The sequence below is a fragment of the Pseudobdellovibrionaceae bacterium genome (genome assembly GCA_019637875.1).
Taxonomy (GTDB): Bacteria; Bdellovibrionota; Bdellovibrionia; order Bdellovibrionales; family Bdellovibrionaceae; genus JAHBUW01.
In genome coordinates this window covers 12,542-25,406 of the sequence record JAHBUW010000001.1, presented here as the reverse complement: position 1 = coordinate 25,406, position 12,865 = coordinate 12,542, and the positions used below count along the sequence as shown (strand labels likewise).

The 12,865-nt window shown below is 58.3% G+C and carries 15 protein-coding genes; 12 read left to right on the top strand and 3 right to left on the bottom strand.

Features of this window, described 5'->3' with window-relative positions:
* Positions 1 to 10 precede the first annotated feature (10 nt).
* From dnaX to KF767_00095, 7 genes are all read left to right on the top strand, one after another.
* On the top strand, positions 11 to 1,864 hold the full coding sequence (dnaX, locus tag KF767_00125; protein MBX3016264.1) for a DNA polymerase III subunit gamma/tau: 1,854 nt from the start codon (positions 11 to 13) through the stop codon (positions 1,862 to 1,864).
* Between the two features lie 3 nt (positions 1,865 to 1,867).
* Positions 1,868 to 2,188: a YbaB/EbfC family nucleoid-associated protein gene (locus tag KF767_00120; protein MBX3016263.1), complete on the top strand. Its 321-nt coding sequence runs from the start codon at positions 1,868 to 1,870 to the stop codon at positions 2,186 to 2,188.
* Entirely contained in the window at positions 2,189 to 2,803 is a 615-nt protein-coding gene (recR, locus tag KF767_00115) for a recombination mediator RecR (protein ID MBX3016262.1), read from the top strand.
* A 29-nt stretch (positions 2,804 to 2,832) separates the two neighbouring features.
* Positions 2,833 to 3,426, top strand: a complete 594-nt coding sequence (locus KF767_00110) for a gliding-motility protein MglA (protein MBX3016261.1) — start codon at positions 2,833 to 2,835, stop codon at positions 3,424 to 3,426.
* Between the two features lie 67 nt (positions 3,427 to 3,493).
* A complete protein-coding gene (gene nadA, locus KF767_00105) occupies positions 3,494 to 4,510 on the top strand; it encodes a quinolinate synthase NadA (GenBank protein ID MBX3016260.1) in 1,017 nt (338 codons plus the stop codon).
* A 1-nt stretch (position 4,511) separates the two neighbouring features.
* Positions 4,512 to 5,069 (top strand): 4'-phosphopantetheinyl transferase superfamily protein, encoded by a 558-nt coding sequence (locus tag KF767_00100; protein MBX3016259.1) that lies wholly within the window; start codon positions 4,512 to 4,514, stop codon positions 5,067 to 5,069.
* Positions 5,070 to 5,201: 132 nt separating this feature from the next.
* Positions 5,202 to 5,600 carry a hypothetical protein gene (locus KF767_00095; protein MBX3016258.1) on the top strand — a complete coding sequence of 133 codons (399 nt, stop codon included), beginning with the start codon at positions 5,202 to 5,204 and terminating at the stop codon, positions 5,598 to 5,600.
* On the opposite strand, the gene KF767_00090 is transcribed toward KF767_00095, so the two are convergent.
* A complete protein-coding gene (locus KF767_00090; GenBank protein MBX3016257.1) occupies positions 5,597 to 6,232 on the bottom strand; it encodes a hypothetical protein in 636 nt (211 codons plus the stop codon). The two genes, KF767_00095 and KF767_00090, sit on opposite strands and share 4 nt — an antisense overlap.
* Before the next feature lie 100 nt (positions 6,233 to 6,332).
* Between KF767_00090 and KF767_00085 the strand changes: the two genes are divergently transcribed.
* The 5 genes from KF767_00085 (at position 6,333) to KF767_00065 (ending at position 11,192) form a co-directional block, all read left to right on the top strand.
* Entirely contained in the window at positions 6,333 to 7,202 is an 870-nt protein-coding gene (locus KF767_00085; protein MBX3016256.1) for a lysophospholipase, read from the top strand.
* Between the two features lie 133 nt (positions 7,203 to 7,335).
* Positions 7,336 to 8,052, top strand: a complete 717-nt coding sequence (locus tag KF767_00080) for a hypothetical protein (GenBank protein MBX3016255.1) — start codon at positions 7,336 to 7,338, stop codon at positions 8,050 to 8,052.
* A complete protein-coding gene (locus tag KF767_00075) occupies positions 8,052 to 9,500 on the top strand; it encodes a hypothetical protein (protein MBX3016254.1) in 1,449 nt (482 codons plus the stop codon). The genes KF767_00080 and KF767_00075 overlap by 1 nt, the downstream gene beginning before the upstream one ends.
* Before the next feature lie 89 nt (positions 9,501 to 9,589).
* Positions 9,590 to 10,162 (top strand): hypothetical protein, encoded by a 573-nt coding sequence (locus KF767_00070; protein MBX3016253.1) that lies wholly within the window; start codon positions 9,590 to 9,592, stop codon positions 10,160 to 10,162.
* A gap of 76 nt (positions 10,163 to 10,238) precedes the next feature.
* A complete protein-coding gene (locus KF767_00065; protein ID MBX3016252.1) occupies positions 10,239 to 11,192 on the top strand; it encodes a hypothetical protein in 954 nt (317 codons plus the stop codon).
* Here the strand turns inward: KF767_00065 and KF767_00060 are convergent, their stop codons facing one another.
* Both KF767_00060 and KF767_00055 read right to left on the bottom strand, forming a co-directional pair.
* On the bottom strand, positions 11,193 to 12,176 hold the full coding sequence (locus tag KF767_00060) for a hypothetical protein (protein MBX3016251.1): 984 nt from the start codon (positions 12,174 to 12,176) through the stop codon (positions 11,193 to 11,195).
* A gap of 67 nt (positions 12,177 to 12,243) precedes the next feature.
* The gene (locus tag KF767_00055) at positions 12,244 to 12,810 is read right to left on the bottom strand and encodes a biotin transporter BioY (protein MBX3016250.1); all 567 of its coding nucleotides are present in this window, start codon (positions 12,808 to 12,810) and stop codon (positions 12,244 to 12,246) included.
* Positions 12,811 to 12,865: the final 55 nt, after the last annotated feature.

Here is a 12,865-nt window from a genome sequence, read left to right as displayed (position 1 = left end):
GGACTGTGATTTGTCGTACCAGGTGATCGCCCGTAAATGGCGTCCGCAAAACTTCGAACAGCTGGTGGGTCAAGATCATGTGACCCTGACGCTGCGGAATGCTTTGCGCACCGGTCGACTTCACCACGCTTTGCTTTTCACCGGCCCGCGCGGAACCGGTAAGACCTCGAGCGCCCGCATCCTTGCCAAAAGTATCCGTTGTCCGAACGCGGTCGACTTCATTCCTTGCGACACTTGTCCCAGTTGCGTGGAGATCACCGGCGGACGCAGCGTTGATGTCATCGAAATCGATGGAGCTTCGAATAACGGTGTCGAAGCTGTGCGCGAGCTGCGCGAAACCGTCGTCTTCATGCCGGCCACGGGTCGCTTCAAGATCTACATCATCGACGAAGTTCACATGCTTTCGACCGCGGCCTTCAACGCCCTGCTGAAGACGTTGGAAGAGCCGCCCGAACACGTGATCTTTATTTTCGCGACGACCGAGGTCCACAAGATCCCGGCCACGATCATGTCGCGCGTGCAGCGTTTTGACTTCCGCCGTATTCCCACGCGCGTGATCGCCGAACGTTTGGCGCTCATCTGCCGTGACGAAGGCGTCGCGGCCTCTGAAGACGCGCTCTGGCTGATCTCGCGCCAAGGCGACGGTTCGATGCGTGATAGTCAGTCACTGCTTGATCAAGTCATCACCTTCGCCGGTAAAGACCTGCAAGTGCAGACCGTCACCGACATCCTGGGGCTGACCGACCACCAGCTCGTGAAAGACTCCGTCTCGGCGATCATTCACCGCGATCCCACAGCACTGGGTCCCGTCTTCCAGAAACTGAATCGCGTCGCCGCGGACCCCGCGCTGTTTTTGCAAAAGCTGATCGAAGACCTGCGCCATCTGTCGATGGTGAAGATCTTCGATCAAGACTCGGCGCAAATGATCGATCTGCCGGATTCGGATTTACGTGCGTTGAAGGACTTCTCGGTTCTGATCAGCGAGGCGGATCTACAGATCTTGTTCGATATGGCCTTGAAAGGCGCGCAGGACGTCAATCGTGCCTCGGAACCGCAGTGGGCGATGGAGATGGCGCTTTTGCGTTTGGCCTCGGCCCCGCGCTGGGTCGACTTCCCGCGCCTGTACGAAGCGCTGGAGTCGGGAGCCTCGGTTCCCGCCGCCGCCCCGGGTGTCGTCGCACCGGCGACTCCGTCCACGGCTCCCGTCGAAGCTCGCGTGGCGACGCAGGCGAAAGCGGTCACGCCCCCGCCCCGCACCTCGGCTCCCGCACCGACGCCCGCGCGGCGTGAGCTGCCGAATGCGGTGCCCGCACGTTCGCAAGCCGCGCCTCCGCCGGCCGCGCCCGCCCCTCAGCCGGGCGCCCCTCAGCCGGGCGCCCCTCAGCCGGGCGCCCCCACCTTCTCGCCGATTTCGAGTGCGATGAATCCCCAGGACCGCTGGTTCGAATTCGTCCAGCGCCTGAAGGGCTCCGAGCCCCTGTTGTCCGCGAAGCTGGAACAGCTTTATTTTATCAGCGCCGAGAACGGAAAACTCGAACTCACCATTCCCTCGAAGATGGCGTTTCTGCGCGACCAGCTGATGGACAAAGCGACGCGGACGCAGCTGGAGTCGCTGATCGAGCAGCACTGGGGCGGACGCTTCGCCCTGGACGTGCACGTGACAAAAGACACGAACGCGACGGGCACGTCGGCACAAGGCCTGGCCGTGCAAAAGGCGCAGGCCGCCGAATCTGAATTAATTGAACGGGCCGAAAAGGATCCGAAAGTCGCCACTTTCAACCGGGTGTTCCAAGGACGTGTGCAGGGCCTGGCCCCGCAGGCGAAACCGAACCCCGCAGCAAGTGCGAACAAGGCAAAGGAGTAAACGATGAAGGGTATGCAAGGCGGAATGGCGCAACTGATGCGTCAGGCGAACCAAATGCAGATGAAAATGAAAAAGGCGCAGGAAGAACTCGCGACGCGCACTTTCGAAGGAACCGCCGGCGGCGGAGCCGTGAAAGTGACCGTGAGCGGTGACAACCTCGTCAAAGCCGTCGTCATCAATCCCGACGTCATCTCGAAAGAAGATGCCGAAATGCTGCAGGATCTGATCCTGGCCGCAACCAACGACGCCCTCAAAGTCGCGAAAGAGACTTCCTCCAAAGAGATGGAGAAGATCACCGGCGGCATGAATATCCCGGGCTTCTAAGTGCTCCACATCCAGGCCCTCGAAAAACTCGTTCAAGAGCTGGCGCGTCTGCCGGGCATCGGCCCGAAGACCGCGCAGCGCTTGGCGTACCACATCCTGAAGGCTCCCGCCGATTACTCGCGGCGCCTGGGCGAGGCTCTGGAGCGCGTGCAATCCGAAGTGCACGCCTGTCCCCAATGTTTCAACTTCACCGACGTCGCGCTTTGCCGCTACTGCAGCGATCCCTCGCGCGCCGACGACACCCTCTGCATCGTGGAAGAGCCTTCCGATATCCAGCGCATCGAATCCTCGGGCGCCTTTCGCGGTCGTTACCACGTTCTGCACGGTTCGCTCTCGCCGCTCGAAGGCATCGGCCCGCAGGATCTGCGGATCGACGAGCTGGTTCAGCGCGTGAATGCCGGGCTTTTGGGCGAAAAGCCCAAAATCCGCGAGATCATCTTGGCGCTCGATGCCGATCTCGAGGGTGACACGACCGTGCTGTACATCGCAAAGACCCTGCAGGATAAAGGAATTCGCTTGAGTCGAATCGCCCATGGTGTTCCCATTGGAAGTGATATCGACTACATCGACGACCGCACGATGAGCCGCGCGATGGAAAATAGGGTCGAGCTCTAAAGAGCTGACCAATAGGGGTGGAGCTGTAATTGTCCTTCTTTAACCACAATGCCAAAGAGATCCACTGCAAGATCGTTTACTACGGGCCTTCGCTCGGCGGTAAAACGACAAATTTGCAATGGGTCTACCAGCATACGGCGCAGGAGCAGAAGTCGAAGCTCGTCGCGCTGAACACGGATATCGAGCGGACCTTGTTCTTCGATTTCCTGCCACTGAACATCGGCGAGATCCGCGGCTACAAAACACGCTTCCACCTTTACACCGTTCCCGGCCAAGTGGTTTACGATGCGAGCCGTAAGCTGATCCTGAAGGGTCTGGACGGCGTGGTCTTCGTCGCCGACTCGCAGGCCGAGCGGATGGACGAAAACCTCGAATCGCTCCGGAACCTCGAACGCAATCTGGAATCCCAGGGCTACGACATCCGCGAGATCCCGCTCGTCATTCAGTACAATAAACGCGATCTTCCCAATGCGGCCTCGCTGAAAGAGCTCCGCACCCAGCTGAATCGCTATAACTCTCCCGAGTTTGAAGCGACCGCGTCAGAGGGCAAGGGCGTCATCGACTCGCTGAAGACCGTCTCCAAGTCCATCATCAACGTCCTCAAGGGCGGAAATACCATCTAGCCGCGGCCTTCGCCGTAGTGACTGAAAACCAGTTGAGGCCCCGTCTTTACGGGCGTATTAAGGTCGCATGAGTTACGACCTCGCCGACGACATTCGTCGCCTCAAAAAAGAGAAAAACGCCGTCATCCTGGCGCACTTCTATGAAGAGGGCGACATCCAGGATCTGGCCGATCACGTCGGCGACAGCTTTTTCCTGGCGCAGAAAGGTCAGCAGGTCGCCGAGCCCGTCATCCTGCTCGCCGGCGTCGTCTTCATGGCCGAGTCGGTGAAAATTCTGAATCCCGAAAAGACGGTTCTGGTTCCCGATATGAACGCCGGCTGTTCGCTCGTCACCGGGTCCCCCGTGGGCGAGTACATCAAATGGCGGCAAAAACATCCCGACGGTATCGCGGTGACCTACATCAATTCGAGCGCCGAGGTGAAGGCGGTCTCGGACGTCATCGTCACGTCGTCGAACGCCAAGAAAATCGTCGAGGCGATTCCGAAAGATCGCCCCATCCTGTTCGGTCCCGACCGCAACCTGGGCCGCTTCCTGGCGCGTGAACTGAAGCGTGACATGATCCTGTGGCCGGGCGCTTGCGAAGTGCATGTGCTGTTCTCGGCGCGCCGACTGAATGAGCTGATCGAAAAACATCCCGACGCGATCGTCATCGCGCACCCCGAGTGCGATGAAAACATCCTCGCGCATTCGCAGGTCGTGGGCTCGACTTCGCGCCTTCTGGAGGAAGTGAAAAACAATCCCGCGAAGAAGTTCATCATCGCGACCGAAACCGGGATCTTTCACCAGATGCGCAAACTGCGGCCCGACGCGGAGCTGATCCAAGCCCCCGTCGAAGACGAGTCCTGCCAGTGCAACGACTGTCCGTACATGAAACTGAATACGCTCCAGAAGATCAAAAGATCGCTCGAAACCTTGAGCCCCAAAGTCGAAGTCAGCGAAAAACTTCGCCAGGCGGCGCAGATCTCGCTGGATCGCATGATGGACCTGGCGGCGGGGAAACCCACGACCTGGCCCGCCCGCTTTGAAGTCCCGGACGTGCTCAAGTCGATCGAGACGTTCCCCGCGGTGAAGAACTCACTCTAAAATGGATTTCGAACGCTTCCTTCTTTTCTGCGCGTTCGACCAAGGACTGCCGCCGTTTCTGGGCGCCGTCGATTCGGCCTGGGCCGCGAACGAGGCGCAGCACCGACTCCTGCTGAAGAAGGCCGCGAGCGCGGCGGTCCACGCCAGCGTTTCCCATGCGCCGATGCGGGGTGGATTCGTGGGTCTGACCGAAGCGCATCCCTCGGCGCTCCAACTCGGCTTCGATCTCGAAGACATTGAGCGCGTCACCGAAGCCGCGGCCGCACGCGTGGCGAGCCCGCGCGATCATTCGTTTAGTCCCCTGACCCCCGCGCATCTCTGGTGCGCGCGTGAAGCGGCTTTCAAAGCGCTCAAAGGGGACTGCCAACCCTTGGTCGTTTCGCAGATTGCGCTGACGGATTGGCGAACGCGCGAACACGACATCCTCCAATTCACCTTCACCGCCACCGGCGCGAGTTCCGGCCAAGGTTACCTGTGGGACGACGGCGAGTTTCAGTACGCGCTCGCGCTCTGGACACCCGCATCTCACAATGAGAAAGGCTGTCGAACTCCTACATAAAGAGGAGCAAGTTCGACGGCCGGAAACGCACGTATTTCTCGCGAATTTTTCCCCTTAACTTTGGTCCAGGTTTGCCGAAGAGAAAGGGGTCAGAGAACAGTTAAGCCTCTGGTATTCGGAAAGAAGGTACGGATGAGCAGAACGCTCCACGCCCGCCGGGGCGCACCTCGCAAAGACATTACTCCCCTGACGGTGACTTCAGTCGCGTCGATGGAAAACCTGGCCAAAATCGCCAAAGGTGGTTCCATCGTCGAAGCATCGACGTCGGGATTTTTGCTGCTCGTTCAGCGCGATGAGCTGGTGCCGGTCGAATTCCGTCGCAACCTCAATTTGGATGCACTGATCGGCGAAAAAGTCATGATTCACTTATCGGAACTCAATATCGAAATTTCGGGCCGCGTGGCCCGCACCCGCTTCGCCGGTAAATCCGGATTTGAAATCGGGATCGACTACTCGGACGACGCTCCCGAATACTGGCGCGAATGTCTGGTGGACCTGCTGCCCGCTCCGGGCGAACTCGAAGACAATTAGAGACCCGAGAAAGGCGGAAGGCCTTTTTCGCTGACGAGAACGACGCTGTAGTGGGGCGGCAAGAACCAACTGACCGCCTCGGCGATTCCCGCATGTTCAGATGCGGGGGGATTTCCCAAAGACTCCAACGAAAATGCGAAATCGAAGTTTTCGCCATCCACGCTTAAAACCTGGATGCGGGGATTCAGCACGCCTTGGTCCGTCCAGAACTGCTTCAAGATCCGACGCACGTAGAGCGGAAGATACTGCTCGGTCGGGGGCCCCGACATCTTCAGATTCTTCGGATCGTATTCGACAGAGCCGTCTTGCGGAACCTGACGACGATCGATGAAGCGGCCCGACTCGCGAAAGTTCCAGATCATTCCGTACGTCAGCACGAAATCCGGATAATCCTTCGTGGGATTCACGGCCATGCCGATCCCTTTTTCCGCCAACCAAGCGAGCACCTTCTGCGCGGACTCTTCGCCTTCGTCCGTCGAAACGAGCAGGTAGGGCCATTGATCAGGTCCGGTCTGGGGATCGGGACTAAGGACCGTCAATTTCGCATCCGTCAACCGGGTCAGAAATTCGTCTTCCCACAGGGCATCACGGGACGTATCGGCAGTTTTTACGAGTTCAGTCAGGCTACGCATGCTCATCCATTGTCCTTTGCCCGTCGAAAGGTCAACCCGGAATTCGCGATCTTGCCCCGGAGCCCCCTTCCGTCGCAAACTGGTGAAAGATAGAGGCTCTATGCAGCGTACCGAATCCTTTTTCGAAAGCGCCGACGGTCTTCGGCTTTATTACCAGCAGTGGAGCGCCACGAATCCGCGCGCCCACCTCGTGATCATCCACGGCCTGGGCGAGCATTCGGACTGCTATGACGATTTCGTCCACGAGCTGGCCGACTATGACTTGCGGGTCTCGGCCTGGGATCTGCGTGGCCACGGGCGTTCGCAGGGCGCACGCGGCGCGATCGCGGATATTTATCAGCTGACGCAAGACTTCGAGATTTTCGTGAACTTCGTTCTCAAGCTCAATCGACGGACGGAACCGCTGCTGCTCATGGGACATTCCATGGGGGGCTTGGTTCTGCTGAAGTCGCTTCTGGGACTCCGCGAATTTCAAGACTGCCCGCTGATTTTGAGTTCGCCTTTTTTGGGCGTGGCCTTACCCGTGCCCGAATGGAAACGCCAAGCCTCGGGAGTCATCTCGCAAGTCGCCCCCCGCTTCACGCTGGATGCGGGGCTTCCTCCCGAGCTTTTGACCCGCGATCCCGAAAGGCTTCGCCGTTACCAACGCGATCCGCTCCGCCATCAAAAAATTTCGGCGGGACTTTTCGAATCCGCGCAGTCCGCCATCGAAAGCGTTTTCTTTCATGCGCAGGCCTACACGGCGCCCACACTTTTGATCGGCAGTGAAGCCGACCCCGTCGTGGATAGCCGTGAAATCCGTCAACTCGCCCGCCATCTAAAAAATCCCGCGAATGAGCTGGCCCTACTTCCCGGACGACTGCACGAGGTCTTTAACGACTTGGACCGTGAAGACGCCTTCGCGCGCCTGAAGCGATTCCTCGAGACCCACGCAAGCCTTCGTCCCAAACGTCGGCCTTACCGGATCTAATCACGTCTCATCACGAAACAACTTCGCCTCGAAATGTCAGCGGCCTCGCCCGCCGTTTCGATTTAGTCTAAACATGACGGAATCCGCTCGTGAATGGACGGCGGTACGGGCAAAATGAAAGAAGGGGGACATCATGAAGTCGCGGATCACCACGATCTTAGCCACGCTGCTGGCACTTTGCGCCGTCGTCGCTTTCCAGAATTGCAGCGGCTCGGCCTTTGACGAACTGGATGTCTTCGGTCTCACCTCAAAAAATAATGGCAACGGATACCAAGGCGCGAATCCTCTGGCGCGGTTCGCCTACAATGGATCGGCGTGTGAATCAGGTCGCGAACTTGAAACCGGTCTTCGCTGGGCGGGCGATTCCTCGTGGGAAGTTTACCTGCGCAACTGTGAACCTCTGACCGAAGCGGAAGTGCTTCCCGACGCTTCGATTGAGGTTTCCGATCTAAATCTGCACATCGTCGTCGCCGACGCCAAAGTCTATTCGGTTTGGACGGATGTCCCCATGCAAGCATTCTGCGCGGTCATCAAAGACGACCGGACGATCGACTTGAGCGCACCGGTTTTCGCACTGACCGACCTGAATGGGTTCCCCCGCGCGAACGTTCTGTACAAAATCTCGGATGCCAGTGTGCGCGCCATCTATGAGTTGCCGGTGCAGATCTCTGGTTACGACGTGAGCGTCGCCCATACCCAGGTTCAAGTTTCGATCGCCAACGCCCGTCGCGGCGGCAGCGGCACGATGAGCATCAAAATCGCCGTTCCGGATACGGAGCCCGTCGAATACATCGAACGTACGAACGTGCCCGTAAGCTGCTTCGCCAATCCGGGAAAGCTGAATCCTTAATGTCTTTCCAGGCGCTCCTTCGCGAATGCGACGAACACATTCGCCAGGGGCGCGATGAAAAGGCCCACCGTCTTTTACGTGAGTTGGAGATTTCCAAACTACCGCGATCACTACAGCGCGATTTCGCGAATCTTTGTCGCCGTTCCGGTTTGCTCAGCCAAGGGCTACGCATCCTGACGCCCCTCGTTCGTGAAGAGATCGCCAGCGAAGCCGAACGCGCGGAATACGCGATGCTCCTTCAACGCAGCGGGGCCGTGACCGAAGCCTTGGGCGTCTTGCAAAAGCTGGATCCACAGAAAGATCCACAAATCTTGCTGTTCCAGGCCTTCTGCCACTTCAATGAATGGAATTACGAAGCGGCATTGCCATTGCTTCACCGCTATCTAGAGTTTCCCCTCGCGGATTATCCGCGCTTGATCGCACGCGTGAATCTGGTGGCGTGTCTACTGACTCTGCATCAGTGGGAAGCCGCCGCACACGAAATCGAACGCGCCTTCGCGGAGGCGGAAAACGCGGGTCGTTTACGCGGCAACCTTCACGAACTGCGCGCGCAATGGCATTTAGGTCGTGGCCGGTTTTCCGACGCGCGTAAAGACTTGGTGCAGGCACAAGCCATTCTCGGCGGAATCCAGAATGAGGACTTGCTGTTCGTGCGCAAGTGGAACGCCGTCATCGACCTGAAGGAAAAAACGGAAAGCGACGCGATGAAAATCGTCCTGCGGGACGCCGAAAAAGCAAGCGACTGGGAAACCGCGCGCGAAGCACGCCTGTTCTTACTGACGGACCACTTCGACCACGACGCCTACCTGGAGCTTTTGGTGGGCACGCCCTTCACGGGCTACCGGGCCCGTATTCAAAGTCGTCTCGACCGGACCGACCTACCGGAGCTGCCCTCGCGTTGGCGCTGGGGCGCGCCCGATTCTGCGGCCCTGGATCTCGCGACGGGCGAACTTCACGGCATGACCCGGACGGTTCGACCACCGACGGCGAAATGCCTGCAACTGATCGAAGCCCTGAGCCAAGATCTTTTTCGCCCGCAACGGTTGGCCACATTGTTCGGCCGTCTTTTTCCACGCGAACACTTCGATATCTTTTCGTCGCCCCAGCGCGTGCACCAGATTCTAAGACGCACCCGCCGCTGGCTGAGCGAAAACGATCTGCCTTTACAGATCGAAGAATCCGGCGGCCAATTTCGCCTGCGCAAACCGGACCGATTCGCGTTGATCCTGACGCTCTCACGCGAGCCTCGTGATAACCAAAGACGTTTGCTACAACGCCTTGAAAGGGATTTCGGGACGGAGCCTTATTTTACCGGCCCCGAGGCCGCGGCACGCCTGGGGATATCGGAAAGCCTGATGAAACGCGTTCTCGCATGGGGCGTCGCCCAGAAGCGTTTACGACGTCAAGGGCGCGGTTCGGGGACGACCTATTCACTCGACGTCGCCTGAACGTCTCATTTCGTGACGACATCGCCCTCCTTTGTCAGTCGGAACCACCGCGCGAACGCGGCATCCTGGACTCATCAAGGAGAACCCAAATGAAGACCATTCTGAAAATCTCGCTCGTCGCTTTGACCATGACTCTCGCCGCTTGCGGAAACAATCTCACCGCCGCCGAAACTCAGCTCGCTTCCCTCGAGACCGACGAAAAGTCCCAGCGACCCCTCGAACCCGGAATCTTAAGCGGACCGCTGAAGCGTTTGGTGTACGAGCGCAGTGGATGGTATCCGGCACCGGGCGCGCCCTTCGGTATTCGTATGGAACTTAATTTCCGCGCGGACCTCGGGCTCACGGAATTCAGCGCCTACGATTTGACGCGCGAAAAGCCGAACGGCAAGCTGAGATGCGCCCGCGTTTTCATCGAAGCCACTCACCTCAAAGAGGTCGCGGCGGCCGCACAACAACTGCGCTACGGTAAAACCGATATCGGCATGGTCGATGGCGGCGACGCCTACCTGACGCTGACGAATTCCGCAGGTAAAACGGTCAAAGGCCTTCTCGACAGCTCGGACAGCGCCTACGGTCAACAGCAAGTGATCGTCGATTCTCAAGTCCTGACGACCAAACTGAATCACCTTCTCGGAGTCTGTGAGCAGGGCGTCGGACAATAACGCGAAATCGAACCCACGGGAGACGGGGCGAAATTTTGAATCGCCTCCTCTCCCCTTTTGGGAATATAATGGTGTCATGCCGAATGAGGGCCTTCTCTTTCTTCTAGTCCTACTGTCGATTTTCACCGGTCCGGCCCGCGCCGCGAATTTCTACCGCGTAAATGCGGGACAGTCGGTTTGGATTTTCGAACATTCCGTCGGTCGACTGGTGCAGAATACCGGAACCAAAGATGTTTTCGTTCCCACTCGAACATCAGGTGAATGGTCCACGTTCATCGCCAACAAACCCGCGTACATTCTCCTAACGGCTTGCCCCCCGAACTACGTGGGCGTTCCGCCCGATGGCACGAACACCACGACTCTTTTCTGCGTCATGGCTTATGAAGCGAAAGACGTGGGCGGAGTCGCCACCTCACAGGCGGCATTGACCCCTTGGGTGAATATCAACAATGCGAATGCGCGCGCCGCCTGCCAGGCCATTTCGGCGAAACACGACATCATGACCAATGCTCAATATCAGGCGATCGCGCAAAACTTAGAGTTCGTCGCCGCGAATTGGTCCAGCGGAACGGTCGGCTCGGGTTGTTTGAAGCAAGGGAATCTCGGAACCGCTTTTTCAGGCTGTAGCTATTTCACCGGCTCGGCGCAGTTTGGCGGAAGCCGCAATCCGCTCGATCGTATGACCCTCTCGACCGGAGAATTCATCTGGGACTTCAACGGCAATGTCCATGAGCGGATCATCCCCATGACGGACCCCATGGGCGCGGGTGGACTGATCATAGTGCCGGCTCACGAAGCCACGGGGACCCCGAAAAATCTTTGGGGACCGAAGAACAACTACTCGGCCGGTTGCGGTACGGATTCCAGCACCACCTGTGGGATGGGCTATATGCACTATCGCCAAGCCCCGAACGTGGTTTCGATTCGTGGCGGAGCTTACGACAATGAATGGGGCATCTTCTCGATGCACTCCGGTTATGCGGATCTCGTGGATCCGAGCGCCGGCTTCCGGTGCATCTTCAATCCTTGATTACTGACGAGTATCTTCGCCCGCATCCACGGGATTCGTCGATGGCGTTGCCGCCGTCGTGCGTCCCATCAGGCGATTGAACATACGCGACAAGGTGCTTTCGGTTTGGCGCGATTCACGCGAGCCACCGGTTTTCTCGACCGCTTCCGCCACTTTCTGCCGGCAATCTTTCAAAGCCGCCTCGGCGTCCTTTTGGGTCCTGTCGATATCCTGCGGATTTTTCTTCGCCGCGCACATCCGAACGGTGTCATAACCCTGAAGCGACGGGAACAACGTGTTCTCCAGACGGTCCTGCAGCTCCGCAAGATGACCGTTCAGAAACGTCAACTGAGTCAACTCCGACGCGCGTCCCTGCATTTGCACGAATCCATTGGGATCTTTCGCGGCCGCAGAGCGCTCGTTTTTCTTCTTCTCAATTTCGGCGAAGACCTTCTTCATCCCTTCGACGCATTTGTTACCGAAATCCGTGTACAGCGAACAATTCGCCAGTTGATGGGTCTCGGCCACGAGCTGCTGAATCAGCGCGGGAATTTCGGGATCCAAGGGCGCGGCGTAAGCGGCTTCGATGAAAAGATTCAACTTTGCGGTCTTGTTCCGCATCGCCCCTTCAATCAATCCCTTCAGCTCGGTTTGCGTCTTCGCCGAGGCCGCATCAATCTTCACGCGATTGATCACGAACTCGCTTTCGGTTTCACCACGCTCCACTTTGGTCACTTGACCACTCCGCTCAAAAATCAAGAGTGACGGATTCGGCTTCGACAAAGTGATTTTCGGTGCTTTTGATTTTTCTTTGATCCCGTAAGTCGCGCAGATATCGCGCGTGAGCTTGTCCTCTTCCGTCGAAGAACAAAGTCCTTTCTGGATTCGCAACTGAAGACTTTTGACCGCAGGCGCGGGCCAAGACAAGGCGGCCCGTGCGTGCACCCCCGTCAGAAGAAAGGACGCGAAGGCAGCCACCACCAAAAGACGTGCGTATGTGATCATGTCTTTAATGATAGCCCTCGGGCGCGGGACCGCAACAGGACTTGGGTCGGGGCGAGTCCGTCGGGCCTTAACGAAGCGAGCGCCGCAGACGCCACGACGTCAAAGCGGCTAATGTGTTCTTGATCAAATCACCGGGCAAGAAGGGAAGAAGACCCGCCATCAACAGCTGTTCCGACGGCAAATAAAATGACAAAACCAAAACGCCCAAACCCAGCGTGCAAACGCTTCCCGCATAGGCCGCGAGCAAGCTCGTCCAGAATCCGCGAGTGTAACCGCGATCCGCTAAAGCCCCCATGGCGAACGAGGCCAGTCCCATCCCGATCAGATAACCCATTGTCGGACCGAGTAAAAATCCGCTTTTCCCCATCGCGAAGATCGGTGCGCCCAAAGAACCGAGCAGCAAATAAACCAGCATGATCAACGAGCCACGACGTGCGCCCCAAGACAGCGCGACCAAACCGACTCCCAAAGTCTGGCCCGTGATCGGTACCGGCGTCCACGGAAGCGGAATCGCGACCTGCGCCAAGAGGGAAATCAGAAGGACGCCGGTCACCAAGCTGAGCGCCTCGGCGACGAAGCCGCTCACGCGCGTTGAAGTATGAAGGAGCTGGGGGACGAAAGCTTGCGAAGTCATGCGATCTCCTAAGTGCGGCGTCAATGAGGGTCCATTGCTAGCCCGAGCGCCGTCC

Coding starts and splice junctions, on each gene's coding strand:
- nadA (MBX3016260.1), top strand. CDS start 3,494: ATGAGTTACGACCTCGCCGACGACATTCGTCGCCTCAAAAAAGAGAAA.
- KF767_00065 (MBX3016252.1), top strand. CDS start 10,239: ATGCCGAATGAGGGCCTTCTCTTTCTTCTAGTCCTACTGTCGATTTTC.
- KF767_00085 (MBX3016256.1), top strand. CDS start 6,333: ATGCAGCGTACCGAATCCTTTTTCGAAAGCGCCGACGGTCTTCGGCTT.
- KF767_00055 (MBX3016250.1), bottom strand. CDS start 12,810: ATGACTTCGCAAGCTTTCGTCCCCCAGCTCCTTCATACTTCAACGCGC.
- KF767_00090 (MBX3016257.1), bottom strand. CDS start 6,232: ATGCGTAGCCTGACTGAACTCGTAAAAACTGCCGATACGTCCCGTGAT.
- KF767_00075 (MBX3016254.1), top strand. CDS start 8,052: ATGTCTTTCCAGGCGCTCCTTCGCGAATGCGACGAACACATTCGCCAG.
- KF767_00095 (MBX3016258.1), top strand. CDS start 5,202: ATGAGCAGAACGCTCCACGCCCGCCGGGGCGCACCTCGCAAAGACATT.
- KF767_00070 (MBX3016253.1), top strand. CDS start 9,590: ATGAAGACCATTCTGAAAATCTCGCTCGTCGCTTTGACCATGACTCTC.
- KF767_00080 (MBX3016255.1), top strand. CDS start 7,336: ATGAAGTCGCGGATCACCACGATCTTAGCCACGCTGCTGGCACTTTGC.
- KF767_00060 (MBX3016251.1), bottom strand. CDS start 12,176: ATGATCACATACGCACGTCTTTTGGTGGTGGCTGCCTTCGCGTCCTTT.
- KF767_00100 (MBX3016259.1), top strand. CDS start 4,512: ATGGATTTCGAACGCTTCCTTCTTTTCTGCGCGTTCGACCAAGGACTG.
- KF767_00120 (MBX3016263.1), top strand. CDS start 1,868: ATGAAGGGTATGCAAGGCGGAATGGCGCAACTGATGCGTCAGGCGAAC.